General features: G+C 49.8%; 20 protein-coding genes. All 20 read right to left on the bottom strand.

Translation table 11 applies throughout. From position 1 onward, the window contains the following. Nucleotides 1-129: 129 nt before the first annotated feature. Nucleotides 130-1530: a sugar porter family MFS transporter gene (locus BGX16_RS02475; RefSeq protein WP_100424636.1), complete on the bottom strand. Its 1401-nt coding sequence runs from the start codon at nucleotides 1528-1530 to the stop codon at nucleotides 130-132. Between the two features lie 177 nt (nucleotides 1531-1707). After that, the gene (locus tag BGX16_RS02480) at nucleotides 1708-2985 is read right to left on the bottom strand and encodes an argininosuccinate synthase (protein ID WP_100424637.1); all 1278 of its coding nucleotides are present in this window, start codon (nucleotides 2983-2985) and stop codon (nucleotides 1708-1710) included. Nucleotides 2986-3195: 210 nt separating this feature from the next. Then, nucleotides 3196-5019: an NAD(+) synthase gene (nadE, locus tag BGX16_RS02485; protein WP_100424638.1), complete on the bottom strand. Its 1824-nt coding sequence runs from the start codon at nucleotides 5017-5019 to the stop codon at nucleotides 3196-3198. A 1-nt stretch (nucleotide 5020) separates the two neighbouring features. After that, complete coding sequence (locus BGX16_RS02490; RefSeq protein ID WP_100424639.1) at nucleotides 5021-6121, bottom strand: type IV pilus twitching motility protein PilT; 1101 nt, start codon at nucleotides 6119-6121, stop codon at nucleotides 5021-5023. 22 nt (nucleotides 6122-6143) lie between these two features. Next, nucleotides 6144-8555 (bottom strand): hypothetical protein, encoded by a 2412-nt coding sequence (locus BGX16_RS02495; RefSeq protein WP_100424640.1) that lies wholly within the window; start codon nucleotides 8553-8555, stop codon nucleotides 6144-6146. A gap of 15 nt (nucleotides 8556-8570) precedes the next feature. Continuing rightward, nucleotides 8571-8801 carry a Trm112 family protein gene (locus BGX16_RS02500; protein ID WP_241899410.1) on the bottom strand — a complete coding sequence of 77 codons (231 nt, stop codon included), beginning with the start codon at nucleotides 8799-8801 and terminating at the stop codon, nucleotides 8571-8573. Nucleotides 8802-8873: 72 nt separating this feature from the next. Next, complete coding sequence (locus tag BGX16_RS02505) at nucleotides 8874-10412, bottom strand: glycosyltransferase (protein WP_100424642.1); 1539 nt, start codon at nucleotides 10410-10412, stop codon at nucleotides 8874-8876. 15 nt (nucleotides 10413-10427) lie between these two features. Next, nucleotides 10428-11141, bottom strand: coding sequence for a polyprenol monophosphomannose synthase (locus BGX16_RS02510; protein ID WP_100424643.1), 714 nt, complete (start codon nucleotides 11139-11141; stop codon nucleotides 10428-10430). Continuing rightward, the gene (locus BGX16_RS02515) at nucleotides 11138-12088 is read right to left on the bottom strand and encodes a glycosyltransferase family 2 protein (RefSeq protein ID WP_100424644.1); all 951 of its coding nucleotides are present in this window, start codon (nucleotides 12086-12088) and stop codon (nucleotides 11138-11140) included. Before BGX16_RS02515 ends, BGX16_RS02510 begins: the two co-directional genes overlap by 4 nt. Nucleotides 12089-12108: 20 nt before the next feature. Next, nucleotides 12109-15195, bottom strand: coding sequence for a glycosyltransferase family 117 protein (locus tag BGX16_RS02520; protein ID WP_241899411.1), 3087 nt, complete (start codon nucleotides 15193-15195; stop codon nucleotides 12109-12111). Further along, nucleotides 15192-15656: a transcription antitermination factor NusB gene (gene nusB / locus BGX16_RS02525; RefSeq protein ID WP_100424645.1), complete on the bottom strand. Its 465-nt coding sequence runs from the start codon at nucleotides 15654-15656 to the stop codon at nucleotides 15192-15194. The genes BGX16_RS02520 and nusB overlap by 4 nt, the downstream gene beginning before the upstream one ends. Beyond that, nucleotides 15653-16129, bottom strand: a complete 477-nt coding sequence (gene ribH, locus BGX16_RS02530) for a 6,7-dimethyl-8-ribityllumazine synthase (protein ID WP_241899412.1) — start codon at nucleotides 16127-16129, stop codon at nucleotides 15653-15655. The genes nusB and ribH overlap by 4 nt, the downstream gene beginning before the upstream one ends. 11 nt (nucleotides 16130-16140) lie before the next feature. Continuing rightward, complete coding sequence (locus tag BGX16_RS02535; RefSeq protein ID WP_100424646.1) at nucleotides 16141-17346, bottom strand: bifunctional 3,4-dihydroxy-2-butanone-4-phosphate synthase/GTP cyclohydrolase II; 1206 nt, start codon at nucleotides 17344-17346, stop codon at nucleotides 16141-16143. Next, a complete protein-coding gene (locus tag BGX16_RS02540) occupies nucleotides 17339-17938 on the bottom strand; it encodes a riboflavin synthase (protein ID WP_100424647.1) in 600 nt (199 codons plus the stop codon). The genes BGX16_RS02535 and BGX16_RS02540 overlap by 8 nt, the downstream gene beginning before the upstream one ends. A 177-nt stretch (nucleotides 17939-18115) precedes the next feature. After that, nucleotides 18116-18433, bottom strand: coding sequence for a hypothetical protein (locus BGX16_RS02545; protein WP_146139407.1), 318 nt, complete (start codon nucleotides 18431-18433; stop codon nucleotides 18116-18118). A gap of 48 nt (nucleotides 18434-18481) precedes the next feature. Then, nucleotides 18482-19675, bottom strand: coding sequence for a hypothetical protein (locus BGX16_RS02550; protein WP_100424649.1), 1194 nt, complete (start codon nucleotides 19673-19675; stop codon nucleotides 18482-18484). Between the two features lie 78 nt (nucleotides 19676-19753). Continuing rightward, nucleotides 19754-20188 (bottom strand): hypothetical protein, encoded by a 435-nt coding sequence (locus BGX16_RS02555; protein ID WP_100424650.1) that lies wholly within the window; start codon nucleotides 20186-20188, stop codon nucleotides 19754-19756. 74 nt (nucleotides 20189-20262) lie between these two features. Continuing rightward, entirely contained in the window at nucleotides 20263-21759 is a 1497-nt protein-coding gene (locus BGX16_RS02560; RefSeq protein WP_100424651.1) for a sigma-54 interaction domain-containing protein, read from the bottom strand. Nucleotides 21760-21777: 18 nt separating this feature from the next. Beyond that, entirely contained in the window at nucleotides 21778-22944 is a 1167-nt protein-coding gene (locus tag BGX16_RS02565) for a serine/threonine protein kinase (protein ID WP_100424652.1), read from the bottom strand. After that, a complete protein-coding gene (locus BGX16_RS02570) occupies nucleotides 22941-23651 on the bottom strand; it encodes a tetratricopeptide repeat protein (RefSeq protein WP_100424653.1) in 711 nt (236 codons plus the stop codon). Before BGX16_RS02570 ends, BGX16_RS02565 begins: the two co-directional genes overlap by 4 nt. Between the last annotated feature and the right edge of the window lie 54 nt (nucleotides 23652-23705).

Here is a 23705-nt window from a genome sequence, read left to right on the forward strand (position 1 = left end):
TCGGCCAAATTCCCCGCTGTTTCCACCGCGATGACAAACTTACGAAAACCTGATTCTTTTGTACCACAGCTTACAAAAAAGCCCTCGATTTCTCGAGGACTTTTCTTTTGAATAGGAATTCGAAACGATTTACATTTCTTCCAAGTGCTTACCATTCGTTTCACGCACAAACTTCGCAACGAAGAAGATACTGATCGCCGCAAAGAAGGTGTAAAGCAGGTAAGTCGGTCCGACGCCGATACCGTTATCGCCGGTAAGAATCGGGAACGACCAGGAAACGAGGAAGTTCGCAAACCACTGTGCAAGACCGCAAATCGAGATGGCGACAGCGCGAATACGGTTATTGAACATTTCGCCGAGCATCACCCACATCACCGGCCCCCATGTGACAGCAAAGAATGCCACATAGAAGTTTGCCGCAACGAAAGCGACCACAGCGCCACCGCCCAAGGAACCATCCGGGTTCGCATTCAGGAAGCAGAGTGCCAAGGTTCCCAATGTAATCATCATCCCAATACTACCGACCAACAGAAGCGGCTTACGGCCAACCTTATCGATCAAGAGGATCGCCACCACGGTCATCACCATGTTGATGCTACTGTTGATCAAGCTCGAAAGGAAGGCGTCGCTTTCACCAAAGCCAACGCTCTGCCAGAGCATCGAGCCGTAGTAAAAAATCACGTTGATACCGACGAGCTGCTGCAACACGGCAAGGCCAAGGCCCACCCAAACAATCGGAGCGACACGCTTCTTTCCGTTCGAGAGAGTTTCAAGAAGATCCGAAAGAGTGTGGCGCTTTTCATTGTTGAAGGACTTCTGAATCGCTTCCACGTGTTCATCCAAACGATCCAGCTTGATCTTGGCAAAGACAGCCTTTGCTTCTTCGATATTTCCCTGGGAAATCAAATATCTCGGCGATTCCGGAAGTCGGAGAGCCGCAATGCCGTACATGAGTGCCGGGATGATTTCAATCCAGAACATTAACTGCCAGGCCTTAAATCTTCCGAAAATCGGATTGTTCGCAGAGCCGGCCACCTGAACGATCAAGTAGTTCGAGAGCAGCGCTATGAAGATACCCACCACAATCGCCATCTGCTGCATAGAGCCTAGACGTCCACGGAGATGCGCCGGAGCGGTCTCCGCAATGTAGATCGGAGCGATAATACTCGCCATACCGACACCCACACCACCGATCACGCGCCACATGATAAAGTCCGTAACTCCAAACGGAATTCCCGAACCGATTGCGCTCACAAGGAAGAGGATTGCTGCGGCGAGCATACATTTGATACGTCCGAAAGCATCCGCCAAACGACCCGCGAAGTAGGCACCGATAGCCGCACCGATTAAAGACAATGCAACGGCAAGCCCCAACTGATGATCCGTCATAGCGAAATGGACTTTGAGAGCTCCGTTCGCACCGTTAATCACGGAGGAATCGAAGCCAAAAAGGAAACCGCCGAGTGCAGCGGCTAAGGTAATTTTGATGACATGGCCGAGGTCTAGTTTTTCTGTTGATAACTTATCCATGCAATCTCCTTGGTAATTGTGGATGGTTCCTTTTTTAACACTTCAATGAAATAGCTTCCAATTTTTGCAATTGCAATAATTTTTTTTATAAAATAAAGTTTTTTTTAGACTACTTAAGAAATAAAAAAAGACCTCGTCAAAGCGAGGCCTTTCATATTCCAAATTGGAAGGGTCCGATCACTTCTTTTTCTTCACGTTGACCGTGCCGAATTCGACATTCGTCTTCTTGCCGAGCAAGAGAGCACGCGTCTTGAGCGGGAGGCCGAAGCAGTGAATGAAACCGATAGCGTCCTTCTGGTCATACATTTCGACGTTGGAGAAGCTGCCGAGGCCAAGATCATACAAGCTGTACGGGCTCTTCATGCCAGCCGGGATCACATTGCCCTTGTAGAGCTTGAGACGCACGTCACCGGTAACCACCTTCTGGGTTTCGGCGATGAAGGCATCCATAGCCTGGCGGAGCGGAGTGAACCACTGACCATTGTAAACGAGGTTTGCATAGGTCATAGCCATCTTCTGCTTTTCGAACATCGTTTCCTTATCGAGAACAAGCTGTTCCAAGCATTCGTGTGCCTTGTAAAGGAGCGTGCCACCCGGAGTTTCGTACACGCCGCGGCTCTTGAGGCCGACGAGACGGTCTTCGACGATGTCGATCAGGCCGCAAGCGTTTTCGCCTGCGATCTTGTTCAACTTTTCGAGGAGTTCCACTGCACCCATCTTTTTACCATCGAGAGCGACCGGAGTGCCCTTGTCGAAGGAAATCGTGACGTAGGAAGCCTTGTTCGGAGCCTTTTCATAGGTCTTCGTGTGCTTCAACATGTCATACTTGTGTTCCTTATCCGGTTCTTCGAGAATGCCACCTTCGTGAGAGAGGTGCCAGAGGTTACCGTCTTCGGAATAGATCTTTGTCTTAGAAATGCCGGTGTGCGGAATCTTGTGAGCGTCGAGGTAGTCGATCATGCCTTCGCGGTCGTTGAATTCCCACTTCGGGTCCTTCCACGGAGCAATCACTTCGAGGGACGGGTCGAGAGCGGCATAGGTGAGTTCGAAACGAACCTGGTCGTTGCCCTTACCGGTTGCACCGTGAGCCACAGCATAAGCGCCTTCCATCTGAGCAATCTTCACCTGATACTTGGCGATGAGCGGACGGGCAAAGGACGTGCCGAGGAGATACGTGCCTTCGTACTTCGCACCAGCGCGAACAGTCGGCCAAACGTAATCTTCGAGGAATTCCTTGCGGAGGTCGAGCACGTAGCACTTGGAAGCGCCCGTTGCAAGAGCCTTCTTTTCAAGAGCGGCTTCGCTCGGGAAGTCACCCTGGCCGAGGTCTGCAGCGAAAGCAATCACTTCGCAGTCGTAGTTATCCTTGAGCCAAGGAATAATAACGGAAGTATCAAGTCCACCGCTGTAAGCGAGGACGACCTTTTTCTTGGAATTTTTAGCAGCTTTTGCCATTTTAGTGTCCTTTTGAAGAGGAAGTTAGTCGCTCATAAATATAGAACAATTTATCCCCACCTTGTTCTATAAATCCTTTCAATTTTTTCTTCTTTTTGCATAAAATCACTCCATACGCCAAACGACTTTCCGCACTTCTTGCCGAAGCAGCACGGCGTTTCCCCCGAAGCGGCGCTCCGCGAGACGCTTACCTTTCCAATTTCTACCGAATTAACCGAGCTGAGCTTCTCGATAATCAAAGCCAAAAGCTCGGCGGGAAACGGAAAGGATCGGCGGCATCTGAATACGCTTGGCCAAGGCAATCCCCTTGTAACGGCTCCACCAACGTTTCATATCGCTCAGAATTTCTTCCTTCGACTGGAACTTGCTACGGAAGAAAGCCTCATCCACGCCGAGTTCCTTACAGTATTCCGAGATACCCTTTTCAAGAAGAGCTTCCGAATCCGCAATGGAATTGCGTTGCCAGCGTTCCATCCAGAAAGCAAAAAGACGATCGTGATACGGATAGATGATCGGATCCCCCTTGCCCTCATCCACGTTCTGCGCATCGGAAAGTTCCGCACTTGCAGGAATGTCGATCGAAGCCTGTGGAATAACCACCTTCTGGGAATTGATTTCACGGGCAAGCTCATACACTTGCGTTTTCCAAAGATCGCCCAAGGCGCACATCACGCCCGACGTATCGCCGTAAAGCGTGCAGTAGCCGACCGTGACTTCACTCTTGTTGCCGTTGCAGGTAAAGCCCGCTCCCACGACACTTGCAACCGTCGCGAGGAAGGCGGCACTGCGCAAACGCGCCTGCAAATTTTCGTAATGGATTCCTTCCACAATCATCTGCGTGTCATTACGGACAAAAGAATCCTTCGCAAGGCTTGCTCGAAGAGCATCAGCCACTTCTTCAATCGGAGCGACCATGTACGGGCAGCCGAGATTATCGGCAAGGTCCTTCGCCGCATTCCGCGTCGTGTTCGAATTGAAGCGCGTCGGCATGTTCACCAAGAACACGTTTTCGCTGCCGATCGCTTCCGCATACAAAACCGCGCTTACCGCGCTATCAATACCGCCCGAAGCGCCAATCACAATCTTACGAATGCTAAAGCGCGTAAGGTTTTTACGAATCATATAAACGAGCGCCTGATGAACTTCAGCGATTCCCGTTTTACGCGGAGCTTCCTCTTCCGAAACCGAAAGTTTTCCATTTTCAAAGTTCACCAAAGTACCGTGTTCTTCAAAAATCGGAAGCGAGAAAATGCTCTCGCCCATCGCATTATAAACGCTCGAATCGCCTTCAAACGCATAAATATTCTTGCCGTTGTTCTGCGTACCGACTGCGTTCACATAAAGGAGTGGCACGTTCGCATTCTTCGCATGTGCGCCAAAGACGCGGTCACGCGCCTTGTCCTTGCCCTGCGTATACGGCGAACAAGAAATATTGATCATCAAATCGCCCGAAGAAATCTTCTTCTGCAAAATTTCAAACGGCTTGATCTTGTAAAGAGAATCCCAACCGTCTTCGCAAACCGTAATGGCAAGCTTTACACCGTTCACTTCGACCGGGCAGAGAATTTCCGAAACCGGTATTCCGTTCGTCTGAGCGAGCTTTCTCAAATCAGAGAAATAACGCGGTTCTTCAAATTCACGGTAACTCGGAAGCAGCGTCTTCGGCAAGAATTTCTTTTGTATGCCCTGGCAGTCGACGAGAGTCTTGAAATTTCCCTTCGAAGCGTAATAAGCCGCATTATAAAGAAGGGAACGGCCATTTTCACCGTTCTCTTCTTCCTTCGCCACGCTGCCAAAAAGAATGTCCACATTCTTCGAAAGTTCGCGGACAGATTCATTCACTTGAATGCAACGTTCGACAAAGGAATTTTCTTCCCAAAGGTCCGAAAGCAAATATCCCGGAACACACATTTCCGGGAATACAATTAAATCGGCAGAGGCTTGAACGCCTTCGCCAATGAATTTTTGCATCGTGGAAAAGTTCTTCTCCGGATTTCCGGGAACCACTTCCATCTGCGCCACATAAATTCTCATATTACATCCATCCGCGGTCCGATGTTCCCGAAATACCGCGCACCTTCAGGTCAAAGTCATCCGGGTTTGTCGCAGCCGCCAGTGCTACTTCATAAGTAATCTTATTGTTGCTGTACAGATCCAAGAGGGACTGGTCAAAGGTCTGGCTGTGATATTGCATGTGACCTTCGGCGATGGCCGTTTCGATCATGCTCGTCTTATCCTTATCAATCATGTATTCGCGGATTGCGGCCGTATTGATCATGATTTCTGCAGCAGGCACTCGACTTGTTCCGTCTGCGGTCGGCAAAAGGCGAAGGCTGATGATACCCGCCAAGCATTCACCCAAAAGCAAACGTACTTCATCGTGCTGATGCGGCGGATACATGGAAAGCACACGGGCGATTGTTTCGGTTGCGTTCGTCGTATGGATCGTAGCGAACACCATGTGACCGGTATCGGCAGCCGTCAAAGCGATTTGCATCGTTTCCAAGTCACGAATTTCACCGACCAGGAGAACATCCGGGTCCTGACGCAGAGCGGAACGCAATGCATTCGCATAAGAATTCGTATCCACACCAATTTCACGCTGGGAAATGATCGACTTGCGATCTTTATGCAAGTATTCGACAGGGTCTTCCACCGTAATGATGTTATCGGCCACCGTGTCGTTCAAATGGTCAATCATCGAAGCAAGGCAAGTCGACTTACCAGAACCAGTCGTACCCGTCACGAGTACAAGTCCACGCTTGCGTTCGGCGAGTTCCAAAATCACCGGCGGAAGTTGCAATTCTTCAAACTTCGGAATCGTAGCCTTAATGTGACGGATCACCATAGCGGAAGTTCCACGTTGACGGAAAACGTTCACACGGAAACGGCCCATGTCGCGGGCGCCCACGGCAAAGTCGCATTCCTTGTTGTTTTCAAATCGCGTCATCTGATCGCGATTCATCATGTCCATTAAAAAACTATCCATCGTCATCGCATCGATCGGCGTATCGACGAGTTTGACAAGTTCACCATTAATACGGTAAATCGGAGGTACTCCAACGCGAATATGCAAGTCGGAAGCCTTCTTCTGCGCCATCAAGCGCAAAAGCTGTTCAATTTTCAATGCACCCATGAAACACTCCGTGGTAACGGAATTAATTCAAATTTTTGTTGTCACGAATCTTTTCGATTTCAGCAAGACGCTGTTTCAATTCAGCGTTGTCCGAATCCTTACGGAGCAAATCCTTGTAGATCTTGATCGCTTCGTCGTAAACGCCCTGGCCAAAATAAATTTCAGCGAGCGTACGCGTACTAGTCGTCGGATCTTCCAAGAGAGCGTCGTCCGAATCCTTACCGAAAATGCTGTCGAAGGAAGAATTCACCGAGCCTTCCACAGCCGGAACGTCCTCGTCAAGCTTCAATTCGTCCAAAGAGAGTTCGTCATCCGAATCCTTGCCGAACAAATTATCGAACGAACTTTCGACTGAAGTTTCGAGAGTCTCTTCTGCTACAGGTTCTGCGGTCGGAGCTTCTGCATCAGCCGGAGATGCTGCCTTCGGAAGTTCCTCGTCTGCTGTGGAAGACTTTTCAAAGCCTCCTTCCAGCGGAAGATCGTCGTCATCCTTGCCGAACAAAGTATCGAACGAACTTTCGACTGAGGTTTCGAGGCTCTCTTCCGTCTTGGTTGCTGAAGCGGCTTCGAGAGTCGGAAGCGCTTCGTCCAAATTCAGAACGTCGCCTGTGGCCGGATTCTCTTCTGCAGCAGGTTCTGCGGTCGGAGCTTCTGCAACAGCCGGAGATTCTGCCTTCGGAAGTTCCACGTCTGCAGAGGAAGACTTTTCAAAGCCTCCTTCCAGCGGAAGATCGTCGTCATCCTTGCCGAACAAAGTATCGAACGAACTTTCGACTGAGGTTTCGAGGCTCTCTTCCGTCTTGGTTGCTGAAGCGGCTTCGAGAGTCGGAAGCGCTTCGTCTAAATTCAGAACGTCGCCTGTGGCCGGATTCTCTTCTGCTACAGGTTCTGCGGTCGGTGCTTCTGCATCAGCCGGAGATGCTGCCTTCGAAAGTTCCACGTCTGCTGAGGAAGACTTTTCAAAGCCTCCTTCCAGCGGAAGATCGTCGTCATCCTTGCCGAACAAAGTATCGAACGAACTTTCGACTGAGGTTTCGAGGCTCTCTTCCGTCTTGGTTGCTGGAGCCGCTTCGAGAGTCGGAAGCGCTTCGTCTAAATTCAGAACGTCGTCTGTTGCCGGATTCTCTTCTGCTACAGGTTCTGCGGTCGGAGCTGCTGCAACAGCCGGAGATGCTGCCTTCGAAAGTTCCACGTCTGCTGAGGAAGACTTTTCAAAGCCTCCTTCCAGCGGAAGATCGTCGTCATCCTTGCCGAACAAAGTATCGAACGAACTTTCGACTGAGGTTTCGAGGCTCTCTTCCGTCTTGGTTGCTGAAGCGGCTTCGAGAGTCGGAAGCGCTTCGTCCAAATTCAGAACGTCGCTTGTTGTCGGATTCTCTTCTGCAGCAGGTTCTGCGGTCGGAGCTGCTGCAACAGCCGGAGATGCTTCTGCAACAGGAGCAGCTGGCTTCGATGGCACAAATTCTTCCGGAAGTTCGTCTTCCCCGAAGATATCATCAAAGGCATCGGACAAAGACTGAGCCTTTTCTTCCACCGCCGGAGCTTCTTTCACAGCAGGTGCTGTAGGAGCCGATTCTTCCATTTCAGAAGCACCAAAAATACCGGTCAAAGCAGAATTGACATCGTTGCCGTCAATTTCGTCCATCGGGAACTGATCCTTGGTCGTATCGGTCGGGGCAAAGCCCGCTATCGCATCGTCCAAGCTGTGTTCCAAATCGTCAAAGGAAACTTCTGCATCCTTTTCTTCATCTGCAGGTATCAGGCTTGCGAGAGCGGAGAACGGATCATCTTCCGAAGTTTGCGATCCTTCTGCAGCGGTTTCATCGGCAGGAGCTTCTGCAACCGGAGATTCTTCCACGGCAACTGAGACTTCATCTTCAGCCTTCGGTGCAATCGTTTCCGAAGCCTTTTCAAACAAGGATTCACCGCCCAAATCCAGGGGTTCATCCTTCAAAATTTCATCCAAAGACGGTTGTTCTGCGGTAGCGGCCGTTGCAACGCCCGCAGCACCCAGAGTCATATCCTGCGCCATCGATGCCATATCGATCTGCGGAGCATATTCTTCCTTCCAGAATGGATCCAGCGGATCTAAATCATGCAACAACTGATAATAGTAGTTTCGGTTGCCTTTATCACCTTTTGTGGCAAAGACATCGCCCAAGCGACGCAACGCAGAAAGGCAATACGGATTACGCGACAACACAGCTTCGCAAGCTTCGACTACACCATCGAGATCCTGTTTTTCTTCCAAAATCTTCGAGAGGACCAAGTGGCCTTCAACGCTTTCCGGAAAATCCTGAAGACCGGACCTTACGCACTGCAAGGCACCGTCCAAGTCACCGCTCAAGCGCATCAAATCGGCAAGCCAGGCAAAAGCCTGAGACTGCTTCTTTTTGCCAATGGCCTTGCGAAGAGAATCTACTGTTGTTGCCATATTTACCTCAATTCTTTACAGTGCGATGGCTTCATCCATCAAAAGAACCGGAATGCCATTCTTGACCGGGTAAAGCTTTTTGCCATCTTGAGAAACGAGGGCTTCTTCCAAAGCTTCAGAAACAGCAGCTCCGCCCACATTCTTGAGAGTTCCCAAAGCGATTTCCGCATTCACCTTTGAAAGGATTTCTTCGGACGCTTCCACGAGGGGTTCACGTGTATCTGGAGTGCACAAAAGAGACAGCATTTCAGAATCCATAATTCACCTTTTTATTTTTTATCAAAATAAAAATAATTTCTTTTTTTTACGCAGAACGACTCAATAGAAGTAATTCAAGTCCACAACGGCATAATCGGAGTTGTTTTCGGTGCCAATCAAGAGCTTTGGACAGACTCCCAACGATTTGACCCATTCCTGGTCAAAGGATTCCCGGAAACCGTTCGAATCCGAAAGGACGAGCAATTCCTTGCAACCGGTCCGCTTGCAAATCGACGGCAAATCCCGCAATCCGCCAAGCAAATGTTCGCGATTTTCTTCCGTCACCTTTTCCGGAGCGTTCGAAACACAGCCGAGCAGGTTCAAACCCGGTTTCAAATGGTAGCGGTCAAACCAGCAGTCGATTGCATCGGTCGATCCGCCGAGCAAAATGGAACGTTTTGCCTTTCCCGAAAAGATCTGATAAAAATAATCCAGCCAAAAAAGCAGACGTCGCCAAAAAATACAGCCAAATACCACACCGATTGCAGGCGCCACAATCGATGCCTCGGTGCCTAAAAGTAAAACGGAAACGGCACTTCCCGCCGCAGCAGAAGGGAGCAAGAATTTGAGCAAACGAAACCCGTCGAGTTTCGAAGAAACGTAATCCCCCGCAAGCGCAAGCGGAAGCCAAGTAAACAGAGCAAGTACGCCAGCTACTTTACACGAGATCGGGGCTGCAAGCGAATACAGCAGGACACAAAGCCCAACGATTGCCACATCCACAAGCATCTTCCACCACTGCGGAACGAGTCTCGAGAACACGCCGATCAGCGCCGCAAAGAAAATGCCGAGCGCAATGATAAAAGTCGGCATGTGATAATTGTGATGCTTCTTGGCGAAAATGAGCATAGCCATGTAGAAGTCCACAAACGTACGGAAGCGACGCGTTTTACTGCTCTGTCCCTTAAAATGAAGAATGCTCGTCCCTGGATAATAGTAGTTACGGTATCCAGACTTTTTAATGCGCAAGCAAATGTCCAAGTCTTCGCCGTACATGAAATAATCTTCATCGAAACCGTTCAGCTGGTTAAAGATTTCTCGCTTCACGCCAAGGAAAGATCCACTGACAGCATCCACTTCCGTCTCGACATTCGGATCCAGATAGGTCATGTTGTACGAAGCAAAAATCTTACTCTTGGGGAAAAGAGCCGAAAGGCCGATTGTTTTACAGATTGCGGCAAAAGGCGAAGGGAACGACCTGCGACAAGCCCATTGCAACGTGCCGTCCCCATTCAAAATTTTACAGCCAACGGCACCTGCGTCCGCTTTAGAAGCCATGTAAGCAAGAGTTCTCTGAAAAGTTCCCTTCGAAACCACCGTATCCGGATTGATGAAGAAAAGGATTTCCTTTGTCGCCTGCTTGGCCGCTAAATTGCAGCCTTTGCCAAAGCCCAGATTTTCCTGACTGACAATCCAATGGACATTCGGGAACGCCTTTTTTTGTTCTTCGAGAATCGGAACAAACGAACCATTGTCCACGACAAAAATTTCGGAATCGATATTTTCGAGAGCATCTGAAACCGAAGCGACACAAGCCGGAATATAATCGCGGGAATTGTACGCTACAATGATGACAGAACAAGAAAACGGAGAACTCATCGACTTCCCCTAAAATCAGGAGCGCTTAAAACGCAGTTTCAAAACCAAGAAGAATGCTTCAGAAATAATGCCACCGCTCATCTTCGAAACGCCGCGAACACGGTCGGTAAAGACAATCGGAATTTCCTTGACGCGAAGGCCCTTTTTCCAAATCTTAAAAGTCGTTTCGATCTGGAAACAGTAGCCGTCACTCTTCATGCCCGAAAGATCCAAAGCTTCGAGAGCCGAACGTCTAAAGCACTTAAAACCGCCCGTCGCATCCTTTACCGGAATGCCCGTGACGATGCGGGTATAAACGTTTGCAAAGTAACTCAGCAAAAGACGTTTCCAGTCCCAGTTGACAACGCCGATCTTTTTTCCGTTGTAACGGCTGCCCAGCACAAGGTCCGCATCTTCAGCGGCATCGAGAAAACGCGGAAGGTCATTCGGATTGTGGCTAAAGTCCGCATCCATTTCAAAGACACGTTCAAAGCCGTTTTCCAAAGCCCACTTAAAACCGGTGACGTAAGCCGTACCAAGGCCCATCTTTCCCGGACGACGCAAAAGATGAATCTTTGCATTTTCCTTGGAAAGTCCTTCCACAATGTCACCTGTTCCATCGGGCGAGCCGTCGTCCACCACCAAAACTTCCAGGCAGGGATCCTGCCTCAAGACTTCGGGAATGATGAGCGTGATATTTTCTTTCTCGTTATACGTCGGAATGATGACAAGACTCTTCGGATAACTCATACGCGCTCCTCCAAATCCGTTTCAACGGCATCACGAACAGTTTCTGCTATCGGATAACGTTGCTCCTTGTTACGGCTCATGAGTTCCGCCAAGAAACCGATCGAGAACAGCTGAATTCCCATGAGCAGCGAGAAGCCACCCACCACGATCAGCGGACGCAAATGCAGCGCTCCTGTCTTCAACCATTCAAAACCGAAGTATCCAAAGACCGCACCACCGAACAGAAAAAAGAGCAGTCCAAAAAGGCCGAAAAAGTGAAGCGGCTTTGTCGCAAACTTGTTGAGGAAAAGAAGGGTCAACAAATCCAAGAAGCCCGACACCAAGCGAGAAACGCCATACTTAGAAGATCCATGCACACGGGCGCGATGCGTCACCGGCATTTCCGTCACACGGGCGCCCTGCCACTTTGCCATCACCGGAATAAAGCGATGGAAATCCCCGTAAAGATTGATGAAGCGGACGACCGAGGCGCGGTACAGTTTAATGCCGCAGTTGAAGTCGTGCAAACGCTTGCCGCATACCGCAGAAACCGTCAAATTGAAAAGCTTGGAAGGCCAAGTCTTGTGCCACGGATCGTGGCGACGCACCTTCCAACCCGACACCAGGTCATAGCCTTCGTCGAGAATCTTCATCATCTTCGGAATTTCACGCGGATCGTCTTGCAAATCTCCATCAAGCGTAGCGATCAATTCGCCACGAGCCTTGGAGAAACCGAGCGAAAGGGCATCTGCCTTTCCACAGTTGAACTGGAAACGGAACAGTCGAAGGAAATCATACTGTTTTGCAAGTTCCAGCAAAACATTCCAAGAACGATCTCGACTTCCATCATCGATGACAATCACTTCAAACGACTTGCCCGTCGGAGTGATGGCATCCACAATTTCTTTCATCAGTTCCGGAAGATTTTCTTCTTCTTCCTTGACTGGAATTACAAGACTCAAATCCATACGTGTTTCCTAAAACCAGATTAGTTAGCCACAGCGACCGTATCGTTTGCGGAAGAGTCCGACGAAGCCGAATCCGGGACAACCGTGAGGGTTTCCCGCATCAATTCCACAGAGCGACGGTTCCCTTCGAGGCGAGCCCTGCCCTGTTCGTCGTATGCCGGCACATTTTCGAGGCCCTTGTCGAGGTATTCCGCAGCACGTTGCTTGTCACGAACAAGTTCCAGGATATAAGCCGCGGCCCAGTAGCAGCGCCATTCTTCCGGGAACTGATAAATACCCCTGTCGAGGAATCGAAGAGCGAAGTTGACCTTTTCATCGATCGTCTTTTTCTTTGAAAGCGTGAGAGGTGTACCATCGCGGAGGAGAGCTTCCACTTCTTCACGGATCTGGAAAGCGATCTGCAAATAGAGAGATGTGTAGCTCGAAAGGAGACGGGACGTTTCGCCATTGATGTAAGCCGTACCATCCCCGAGACCGCGGAACTTGTAAACGCTGTCAACGAGCTTTGCCGTACGATCCAAGTCAAAGTCCCGATTGTTAGAACGACGGTCCGTCGTATCGCCCTGCATGAAGTTGTAGATCATGCCTTCCTGAACCATGTACTTTTCAAGGCCCATAAAGTTGGACATGCCGACAGTCGTCGAGAAGTGGAGCGGACGGTCGATATTGTTCATCGCAAGGTCCATCACGAGCTTGTACTGCGTGAGCATAATGCCCGCACGAGACTTCGACTGCCATTCCTTAAAGGCGCTGTAAACCTGGTACATGACCATGTACTGTTTGAGTTTCGCCGTATCGGCATCCGCCTTGAAGTTACCTGTCGAATCCTTCATGCTTTCGATACGCGCCTGAAGTGCCGGAATCACGCGATCAGCCTTAGCGACCCAAGTCTGCACATAATGATCCGGATTGCGTTCGTTCAAATCACCGATTGCCATCGACTTTTCGATGCCTTCCTTATCATAGCTGAGCTTCATGATCGGTTCATGATCGAGCATCTGCTTGATGTACCAATCCGTGTTACCAAGAGAAAGGTTCACAACGCGCACGTCCTTACGGATACCGGCGACTTCCTGCGCAAACCAGAGCGGGAAGGTGTCATTATCGCCATTCGTAAAGAGAATTGCATTCGGACGGCAGCTCATAAGAAGGTTGTAAGCGTAATCCCACGGCACCCAAAGACCAGAACGGTCGTGTTCGTGATAGTTCGAAACGCCCGGAATCACGGAGCAAATGAGCACAAACGCCACAGCGACCGGAGCTGCAAAAGCAGCCGCATTCGCCGCGAGCATATACACGAGAATGCCGACACCGACACCGAAGATAAGGCTCATAAAAATGTAAGCCGGCGTGTAGAAGTAGTCACGTTCGCGGACTTCAATGTGAACCGCTTCCGGGAACGGAGCACGACGGCCCATCTTCGCATAGGCGGCTTCGATTTTTTTCCAGGAAATCCAAATGTTCGAATTTTCGAGATTGTTCAGCTTCTGTTCTGCCTTGGAAATTTCCGAAGCATTTGCATTACGGTAGCGGAGCGTGTTCAGTGCGAGTTTTGCATGTTCCACTTTCTGACGCATATCGATCAGATCGTTCGGATCCGGAACGCTAGGAACAAGGATGCCCGCCTGAGCAAGATCCCGCACATTCGATTCCATCGCGGACTTCCAGTACTTGTAATCGCGGGAAGAATCCATACGCATACCGTCTGCAAAGTTGATGTAGAAGAGAAGACCGATCGAGCATATTCCGTAGAGCAGCGACATGTATATGCCGAGCTTCTTATTTCTGCGGTAAGAGAACACGCAGACGGCGACAATCGCACCGTTAAAGATCAAGAACCAGATGAGCTGAGCCGGGACATTATCGCCCATCGACGCCATCTGAGTCGGGAAGAAAAAGCCGAAGCGTTCGAGCGGAACGTTTTCAGACGGATCGAACGCATACGTTCCATTTCCAAAGGAAACTCCACCGACCTTAAACGGCAAATACTGGGCAATCTGATATCCTCCGTAACCCATGTTCGGGAACGAAAGAAGCTGGTGAGCAGCCTGACCGCGACGGTGGAAAGCGCGGGAAAGCATGCCTTCGGAACCATACTGTTTACGAGCGAGGAAGTCGTTAAAAGCTGTCCAGTTTTCGGATTCAAAAAGCTTGCCGAGCTGAAGGTTACCCTGATCATCCTTAAAGTTCAATTCCGGATCGTTTTCATCAATCACCGGATTCAATTCCGAACGGATCGGAATGTAAAGATGAGAGCTGTAACCGAGCATGGCGACCACCGCAAAAGCGAGGGAAAGACGCACGCTCTTGTTGAATTCGAGATGGCTCGTCTTCACAAAAGACAAAACAGCAAGGACGATCGCCGTCACCAAGGAGATGGCGATAAAGCCCGCCACATAGTAGATCACCGAGCAAAGCAGAACACCCGTCACCCAAACCGGGATACGCGGCAAAATCTTTTTCGGTTCCACGATTAGCATCAAAACGAACACAGCCGGAATCGTGAGGAGCGTGTAAAGGTGCGCACCCACGCCGAGGAATGCGATGTAGCAGATAAAGACGAGTATGCGATTTCCCCAGGCATCATCCCTGTGGTCCACCCACTTGAGAGCGAGGTAAGAAATGAGCATCACGATGAACATCGCAAAGCCGTAAACTTCCGCTTCGACAGCGCTGAACCAGAAGGTATCGCTGAAGGTCAAAAGCAAGCCGGCGCAGAGGCCAGCGGAAGCCAGCGAAAGTTTGCGAAGACCTGCAGAGACCTTGCTTGCAAGCTTGTCCGCAGAGAGAATCTTCGCCAAAAAGTCCCAAGCGAAAAGCGACGTGATGAAAACAGCAAGAGCGGAACTTACCACCGAGATGTAGTTCAAGCGCTTTGCGATTTCTTCCACAAATGGAAGAAGGACTATCATCACGCGGGAAAGCATCACAAAGAACGGAGTTCCAGGAGGATGCGGAATACCGAGGATGTTTGCACAGGCGACGAATTCACCGCAGTCCCAGAAGCTCACCGTTGGAGCCATCGTCGAAACGTAGACGATAAGCGCCACAATAAAAGCAACACCTGCGGTCAAGTACTTCAACAGATTTTCAGAGATATTCTTCACTGGTTCTCCTCCGCACGTTCGTTCTTGGCAAGCATACCCTTGTCACGTGCATACTGGTTCAATATACCGTTGATGAAACGAGACGAATCTTCCGTGCTAAACTTATTCGCAATCTGCACAGCTTCTTCGAAGACCACCTTCACCGGAACGTCCGGCTGGTACTGAAGTTCCGTGAGTGCGATGCTCAGAATAATCTTGTCGATAGTCGCCATGCGGTCGAGATCCCAACCTTGAGCCTTTCCCGCGATAATCGTGTCGAGTTCTGCACGGTGTTCCTGGATCAAGTCCACAAGAGACATTCCATAGCATTTCATTTCTGCCGGAAGTTCCTTCTTCAGAGCTTCCTTCATGCTCATCAAAACGCCTTCAACGCAATTGCCAACCGGCTGTTTCGTGATTTCCATGGAATAAAGAAGTTCCATGGCGAACACACGAGCCGATCTTCTATTTATAGACTTCATGCGAGTTCCTTGTAAAGATTCACCATTTCCACAGCACTTTCGGCACAGTCAGCGCCCTTGTTACCGCCCTTGAGACCGGAGCGGGACATCGCCTGATCGACCGTATCCGTCGTCAGAACGCCAAAGATCACCGGAATCTGTCCGTTCGCAGCGAGAGCCGCCGTTCCATTCGTCGCCGCATTCACCACACAGTCGAAATGCGGAGTTTCGCCACGGATCACGGCTCCAAGCACGATCACCGCGTCAAACTTCTTCGAATCCACAAAGCGCTTTGCTACGCCCGTGAGTTCAAAAGCTCCCGGCACATGAGCAACGGAAATATCCTTCGCATTCACACCCAGAGCTTCGAGCTTCGAAACAGCTCCGGAAAGAAGACCTGCGGTCACCGTCGTATTGAAATCGGCAACTGCGATTGCGATGCGCATGCCCTCACCGTTCAGGCTTGTCTTGTAAGTATGGACTTCTGTCATCATGGAATCGTTCCTTATTTATCCAAATTGTTCAAGATGTGACCCATCTTCTTTTTCTTCGTCTGCAAGTAAAAACGATCTTCCGGGGTCGGAGGAATTTCGATAGGGACGCGTTCCACGATTTCGAGGCCGTAGCCTTCGATACCCGTCACCTTGGCAGGATTGTTCGTAAGAAGACGCATCTGGCGAACGCCGAGATCTTTCAAGATCTGAGCGCCAATGCCGTATTCGCGCAAATCCGGTTTAAACCCAAGGCGCTGGTTCGCTTCGACCGTGTCGAGGCCCTGTTCCTGGAGTTCATAAGCACGGAGCTTATTACAAAGACCTATACCGCGGCCTTCCTGATTTCTCATGTAAAGGAAGACACCGCCGTGTTCACCGATAAAACGCATTGCGCTTTCGAGCTGAGCCCCGCAATCACAACGACGGGAGCCAAAGATATCGCCGGTCAAGCATTCGCTGTGTACACGCACATAGACCGGCTTCGAGAAGTCGAGTTCACCAGTCACCCAGGCGATATGTTCCGAGCCATCTGTCTTGCTACGGAAACCGATCGCGTGGAAATCGCCAAACTTGGTCGGCACATGCGGAGCGGCAACGCGTTGCACAAAGGATTCGGTGCGAAGGCGGTAAGCGATCAAGTCTCGGATCGAAATGATTTTCAGGTTGAACTTCTTCGCGACTTCCTGCAGTTGCGGCATGCGCGCCATGGTACCGTCTTCATTCATGATTTCGATGAGAGCGGCGGCGGGGCGAAGACCTGCAAGCTTTGCAAGGTCCACGGCAGCTTCCGTGTGACCGGCGCGGCGGAGAACGCCTTCTTCCTGCGCATACAGCGGAGAGATGTGACCCGGACGGCCAAAGTCACCCGGTTTCGAATTCGGATCGGAAAGAGCGAGGATTGTCGCAGCACGATCGTGAGCCGAGACGCCCGTGGTGCAGCCTTCAATCTTATCCACCATAATCGTGAACGGTGTGCCCAGAACGGAAGTGTTTTCCACAGTCTGACGGGAAAGTCCGAGTTCCTTGCAACGGGCCATCGGCAGCGGGCAACAGAGAACTCCGCGCCCTTCATGCAACATAAAGTTCACCTTTTCCGGGGTGATCTTTTCTGCCGCAATAATGAAATCGCCTTCGTTTTCACGATCTTCATCGTCCACGACAACGAGAAACTTGCCATTCTTAAAATCTTCGATGGCTTCTTCAATCGTGTTAAGCACGGTCTCTTTCCTCTAAATAATTTTCAATGTACTTGCCGAGCATATCCACTTCCACGTTCACCACGGTACCGACTTCCCATGTACGCAGATTCGTACGGGAAAGCGTATCCGGAATGATTGCCACGCGAAGCGACTTCTCATTCTTTTCTGCAACCGTCAAGCTGATTCCATTCAACGCAATCGAACCGCGGCGAATTACATAGCGTCTTAAATTCTCCGGCAATTCAAGTTCCACTTCTCCACCCGTTTCACGCGGGATTATCGAAAGGACTTTGACCGCTGTATCCACATGGCCCATCACAAAATGGCCTCCCATGTAAGAATCCGCACGGCAAGCGAGTTCCAGATTTACCAAATCTCCAGTTTTTGCACTCGAAAAAGAAGTGTTCGCCAAAGTTTGGTGCATCATGCAAAAAGTCGCCTCATCATCCGTACGGCTTTCGATTGAAAGACATACGCCGTTATTGGCAACGCTATCACCCAGTTTACACGCCTTAAAGAATCCCGGCGAGCGAATACGCATCGTAAGCGCATCACCACGATTCTCTAAAGAAACGATTTCACCAGTTGCTTGAACAATTCCCGTAAACATACGGCGCAAAAAATAGAAAAAACGCTTTTGAACAACCTAGTAGACCGCTCGTATTCCCCCATAAACCCGTTCAAACGGCAACAAAAAAGCCTCGCTCGAACGAGCGAGACCTTGGGTTTGGTTTGGGGTACAATCAAAATATGTTTTTCAAAAAAAATGTTCAAGCGATTCCAAGCCTCATTTTTGAGAATCTTTATCGAAAATTTTCACTTGTTCCCTGGGTCGGAACTTGTCTTCCCGAATTTTCATCATTTTATTTTCACACATGAATTCCAAGCGTCCTTCCATGCGTTCCATCCGATTCGTCTGATGGTTCATACGCATTTCCACCAAAGACGAACGGGATTCCGAAGAGAGCTCGCGGACGCGATCCACAATTTCATCCTCGGAGACAGAACGATTAGCAAGTTTGTAGTCTAAAGAAGAAACCCCTTCATCCTCGCTAGCAAATACTGCCGCACACATTACAAGGATATAAAGGAGCATCTTCTTCATGCCCAACATATTGCAAATATCGTGCCAAATGTCAAAAAATATGGTTTTTTAAAAGCGGAAAGTCGCTCCAAGCCTTATTTCGCCGAGGATATACGCATAGGCGTAGATTTCTGGATGGCCGCTCGGCAAATCCAAATATCGGAGAAAATATGTCCAAACGGAAAGATAGGTTCCAAAATGTTCACCATGCCAGTTCAAGCGCAAACGTGCCGATCCCTGCAAAATTTCACGGTTCCACGTCAAATTTACCCAACCTGCCTGCCCTTCGACTTCATCGACAAAAGTCATCCACTCATCTTCAAACGGATTGTACGACCAGAAAAAGTAACCCAAAAAATCCAAAGAGAACATCTTGTTGAAACGGAAACCCATCTGCATGCGGACTTCTGGACCGATTTTTACATTCCGTCCCAAGTAATAACGTTCCTGCACCGAATCGAGAACCGGTATCGAAGAATCTGCCCCATACTCCCAGAAACCGCCGAATCCCGTATCCGTAGAATGCCAAAAGTAGGCGCTGACCGAAGTATCGCGTTCAAAACGTCCCGAAAGCGAAAGGTTTGTCCAGAATCCATACTGCGGACGGTATTCCCAATAACCACCGATCTTCGCATGCGTCCGAATACGATCATTCAAATAGCCAAAAGCACTCACACCAGCCCGGTAATCCTCCAAAACGTAAAAATCCTTTTCCACAGCCAGGTTGACTCCGAACACAGCGCCATCCCTCTCGGAAATATTCACATCACCGCCCAGGCTCGCCACAAATCGATCCCCTTGGACCGTATATTCAAGACTCGGCGTAAAGGCCCAACGGCTCGTATCAAAAACGGTACCGTCTTCCCGCATAAACTGGACCGTGGAAAAACTCGCCATGAAAAAATGGGATAAGGTTCCTCTTCGAATTTCATATTCCGCACCGATTTGCAAATAAGCTTCGCCCGAATATTCATTCGCCCCGAGCGAATCCCCATATTCATCGTACTTAATTCCGATAAATTCTACACGCGAAAGGAAATTCAACCGATTCTTCGCCGAGTCTTCCGATGCAAAAGAAACCGCAGAATCCCTTGTGGAAGAATCCTTCATCTGCAGGGCTTCATAATAAGAATCCAAAATTTCGCGGATTTCGGCATTGTACTTTCCCTGGTAGCTATTCGCCTGTTCCAAAAGGGCGATCGTCTGCACGACATCGCCTGCGCTTTCCGCGTCCAAGGCCTTTTCAAAAAGGGAATCCTGCACCGCATGCGCAAACGCCCCGTTTGTAAAAAACAGGACGCACCCCAACAGGAGAAACCACCCCCCGCGCCGCATCAATAATTAATCAGGATCGCCATACTCAGGAAGAGGCGGCGGTGGCATCTCCCGCCCCGGGCCCATCATCCGGCGGTCGTCACGCATAGGACGTTTTTCTGGACCACCTTCAAAATTGCGGGGAGACTTCATTTCATTTTTCGGGAATTCAACCCTCATTCGAGGCGTTTCACCCCGATTTTTCGAGAGCGATTCCCGTACGAAAGCCTTCTCCCGAGAGGAACTTTCACGCAGTTTGGCGAGAATTTTTTCTCGCGCAGCACGGCGTTCTGCACGTTTCTGCTCCCAAGAGGCGTTTTTCGCATCCAAAGAGGATCGGTCCGAGGATACCGACTCTTCGACAGGGCTAGAAACCTGCGATTCGGGCATGGACTGGGCATACGCAGCGACTCCTAACGCTGTGACGAGCAGAACGGATATGCAGAAATTCTTCATGACCATACCTTACATCTCGCAATAATTATGCCAATTCAAATTGCCCTCAACCAGGTTCGTCCTAAAAAATAATCAAAAAATCAGTCTTCGGATTTATTTTTCCCCGAAGGCTTCTTGTAATCTTCTTTTTTGATATCGAGACGTTCCATGATTTCACGGAGCACCTTACGGTCAATGCCCAAGATGGTCGCGGCCAAAGTCAGGTTTCCGTTCGAATCACGCAGAGCTGCGTCGATCACGGCACGGTCCGAAATTTCACGGGCTTCCTTGAGCGTTCTCGGAGATTCCTTCACGCGTTCACGAAGCACATCGAGTTCAAGATCCTTCGGCTGAATGATACGACGATCCGCCTGAGCGAGCGCCTTTTGCACCTTGTTTTCAAGTTCACGGACGTTACCCGGCCAAGAATAGGCGAGCAAAACCTTTTCCGCCGCACGGGAGAAGTGGAACTTTCCAAGTCCGTATTCCGCAGCATAGCGCTTGGCAAAATCTTCGGCGAGCAAAAGAACGTCCTGACCGCGTTCACGCAGAGGAGGAATGTCGATCGACATCACCTGAATGCGGTAATAAAGATCTTCACGGAAACGATGTTCCTTCATCGCTTCTTCGAGGTTCACATGCGTGGCCGAAATAATGCGCACATTCACCGGAATTTCACGGTTATCGCCGACGCGTGTAATGTGATGTTCCTGCAGCACTCGCAAAAGCTTTACCTGCATGTTCAACGGAAGTTCACCGATTTCATCGAGGAAAAGCGTACCGCCTTCGGCTTCCTCAAAAACGCCCTTGCGCGTGTCGATTGCACCGGTAAAAGACCCCTTCACATGACCGAACAAAATGGATTCGATCAGGTTCTCTGGAATCGCTCCGCAGTTGATCGCCACAAAAGGTTTTTCCGCGCGCGGACTCTGGCTGTGCAGCCAGCGGGCAAGAACTTCTTTACCCGTACCCGTTTCACCGCGAATAATCACAGGCGCCGGGAGCGCCACAAACTTTTCTGCCTTGGAAATAATATCCGCCATCGCCTGGGACGCAAAAACGATCGAACCTTTACGGGTTACACCGCGAAGCACGTCCAAAGATTCCTTGTCGGTCTGGCGGTTGTATGCGGAGAAAGCAATCTTTTCGGAAACCGAGACGAACTTATCAAAGAGCTTCTTTTCGAAATCTCCGAACGGATCCTTGCGCGATTCGCGCTGCAAGTACAAAAAGCCCGAAACGATATCGGTCGTCGGAGTCTGGAAAGGAGCGACCATGATACTCGTGAGCTTGTTCTTCACAATCGACTTCGAAATATCGGCTATGTCGCCATCGGCCTGGTTCCAAAGAACCGCACGTTTTTCTTCACGTGCTCGGCGCACGGCGCTCGAAGAAATTGCAACCGACGTAGGATAGGCAAAACGGAATGGTTCATCTGCGAGCTCCGCCGGAATTTCAAGCACAGCTGCGTCCGCATCCAAAACCTGGCATGCGACTTTTGCAATCATCGGCAAAAGTTCTTGCGGAGTCGATTCGTCGAGTAATTGCGAAAGGGTATCCAGCAGCTCCGAGGATGCCTGCATCAATTCTTGGTTCATGCTTTCTCCTTTGACCGGTTATTGCGCATCCGTGGAAAGGCTCTCCATTTCCGTCATAATTCCCCGAACAGTGGCAACAGAATCCGGTTGCAAAGATTCTGCGTCATTTCCCAATTGATGGGCGCGAGAATTTTCAAGCATTAACTTTCCGACGTTTTCCACATCCGGGGAATAGGTCCTAAAAAAGAATATAAAAACGAGTAAAATGGTAACGAACAGGAAAACTGCACCACCGAGTAAAAACTTCCCAGCGGGATTTTTTGTTTCGGTACTTTTGGTTACAGTTTTTTCGAATTTTAAAGGTACAGAGAAGAATGCTTCTTCCGGAGACCGGTCAATTTCAGCCTCCCGTTCTCGAATGGAAAGGCGAATACCATCCTTCCAAAGCGCTTCCTTTTCTCGTTCCCCTGCAAAATAGTTCTGGGACAGCTCATTTTCGGCAATTTCAAGGCATTCGTCAAATTCTTCAAAATCTTCAAAACGTTGATCCGGGTTCCGACGAAGCATTCCGTGCCACAGATTTTGGAAGGCGCGGAGTTCTTCCGCAGCCAGTTTCCCGCGACCGTACAAGAGCATGGATGCGTCATAAGAATCCACATGGAAGACCGCCTGTTCAATGGAACTGAAAGTATCTCCTGCGAACAAAGGCTCCCCGGCAATCCAATAATACAGGAGCGCTCCGAGACTAAATATCTCGCTCTTGACCGTTGGCGCAGAGCCTTCAAAACGTTCCGGAGCGGAAAATTTCGGAGTGCCTAAGCCCTGAATTCCAAAGTCGATCAGCACCGGATTTCCATCGGCATCGACCATCACATTATCCGGTCCTAAATCCCCGTGCAAGACTCCCGCTTCCGACATCGTCGAAAGGGTCGCGCAGAGAGTCCGAATCATGTGAATCGCTCTTTTCGGAGGAATCGGGGCGAGCTCCGCACTGGACGTTCCACGGATATATTCCGAAACAAAATAAGGCTTCCCCTGCCATTTCCCGGCACCATAAAGGCGGGAAGTTCCTTCAAAAGCGTGAGAAATATAAAGCTCGACTTTTTCGGGATCGACCTTTCGTTCTTCCAAATACCACTTAAAGGCAACCGGCGTTTGCCCGTCTAGCAAAGCGCGATAGACAGTCGCTTCCCCACCGGTTCGAACCTTTCGAAAACCGGTCAAACGCCTTTCCATTTCGATCATGGATTTTTCCCTTCTGCCTCAAGGACATTCGACTTCAAGCTGTCTTCCGCAATCTTTGTCCAACGCTTTAAATGACTGTTTTTAGGAAACTGAATCGACCCCATGGACCAAATATCCCAGGCCTCTTCGATTTTTCCCTGTTCCCAATAAAGGTTTCCCAAATTGGAATAGGCCGGGGCAAAATTCGGATTTTTCGAAAGGATATCGGTAAATATTTTTTGTGCGGCTTCTTCGTCGCCCATCCCTTGCAGTACAAGCCCTTTTAGGTTCAAGCTAAAGTCGTTCGTGCTGTCGAGTTCAATCGATTCGTCCAGCATACCGAGAACTTTCGCCTGCGAATTTTCCATCACTTTGGCACGCGCCAAATAGAAGAGTGCCGTGGAATGCATCGCGCGGGCGACGGTGCTGTCTATCTTTTGCAGAATGCGGAATTCGGTCTGGGTCTTGATCCACAGATCGATTGACGGTTGGCCGATTTTTTCGGAGGCTTCCGCTTTTCCAAAGTAGGCGAGAGCGATTCCGTAGCGGGCATCCCTGTCGGCGGGATCTGCGTCGAGAACCTGGGAAAACTTTTGAATGGCCCGGTCGTAATCACCCATGCGCAGTGCTTCATTACCCTGTTTCTGTTCGGAATTACACGACACGCATAAAAACATGCAGAGTGTAAACCAAACCCAAGAAACTTTTTTAAAGCAACGAAACATCATAGCTCTTATATAATCCCATTTTTTAAAATAGTATATTTGTTTTCAAAACTTTTT

Source organism: Hallerella succinigenes, assembly GCF_002797675.1.
Taxonomy (GTDB): Bacteria; Fibrobacterota; Fibrobacteria; order Fibrobacterales; family Fibrobacteraceae; genus Hallerella; species Hallerella succinigenes.

Bases quoted from the DNA above. Each gene is read 5' to 3' on its own strand.
- BGX16_RS02480 (WP_100424637.1), bottom strand. From the start codon at position 2,985: ATGGCAAAAGCTGCTAAAAATTCCAAGAAAAAGGTCGTCCTCGCTTAC.
- BGX16_RS02510 (WP_100424643.1), bottom strand. From the start codon at position 11,141: ATGAGTTATCCGAAGAGTCTTGTCATCATTCCGACGTATAACGAGAAA.
- BGX16_RS02490 (WP_100424639.1), bottom strand. From the start codon at position 6,121: ATGGGTGCATTGAAAATTGAACAGCTTTTGCGCTTGATGGCGCAGAAG.
- ribH (WP_241899412.1), bottom strand. From the start codon at position 16,129: ATGATGACAGAAGTCCATACTTACAAGACAAGCCTGAACGGTGAGGGC.
- BGX16_RS02475 (WP_100424636.1), bottom strand. From the start codon at position 1,530: ATGGATAAGTTATCAACAGAAAAACTAGACCTCGGCCATGTCATCAAA.
- BGX16_RS02570 (WP_100424653.1), bottom strand. From the start codon at position 23,651: ATGATGTTTCGTTGCTTTAAAAAAGTTTCTTGGGTTTGGTTTACACTC.
- BGX16_RS02565 (WP_100424652.1), bottom strand. From the start codon at position 22,944: ATGATCGAAATGGAAAGGCGTTTGACCGGTTTTCGAAAGGTTCGAACC.
- nusB (WP_100424645.1), bottom strand. From the start codon at position 15,656: ATGAAGTCTATAAATAGAAGATCGGCTCGTGTGTTCGCCATGGAACTT.
- BGX16_RS02515 (WP_100424644.1), bottom strand. From the start codon at position 12,088: ATGGATTTGAGTCTTGTAATTCCAGTCAAGGAAGAAGAAGAAAATCTT.
- BGX16_RS02555 (WP_100424650.1), bottom strand. From the start codon at position 20,188: ATGGTCATGAAGAATTTCTGCATATCCGTTCTGCTCGTCACAGCGTTA.
- BGX16_RS02500 (WP_241899410.1), bottom strand. From the start codon at position 8,801: ATGCTGTCTCTTTTGTGCACTCCAGATACACGTGAACCCCTCGTGGAA.
- BGX16_RS02560 (WP_100424651.1), bottom strand. From the start codon at position 21,759: ATGAACCAAGAATTGATGCAGGCATCCTCGGAGCTGCTGGATACCCTT.
- BGX16_RS02540 (WP_100424647.1), bottom strand. From the start codon at position 17,938: ATGTTTACGGGAATTGTTCAAGCAACTGGTGAAATCGTTTCTTTAGAG.
- nadE (WP_100424638.1), bottom strand. From the start codon at position 5,019: ATGAGAATTTATGTGGCGCAGATGGAAGTGGTTCCCGGAAATCCGGAG.
- BGX16_RS02495 (WP_100424640.1), bottom strand. From the start codon at position 8,555: ATGGCAACAACAGTAGATTCTCTTCGCAAGGCCATTGGCAAAAAGAAG.
- BGX16_RS02505 (WP_100424642.1), bottom strand. From the start codon at position 10,412: ATGAGTTCTCCGTTTTCTTGTTCTGTCATCATTGTAGCGTACAATTCC.
- BGX16_RS02545 (WP_146139407.1), bottom strand. From the start codon at position 18,433: ATGAAGAAGATGCTCCTTTATATCCTTGTAATGTGTGCGGCAGTATTT.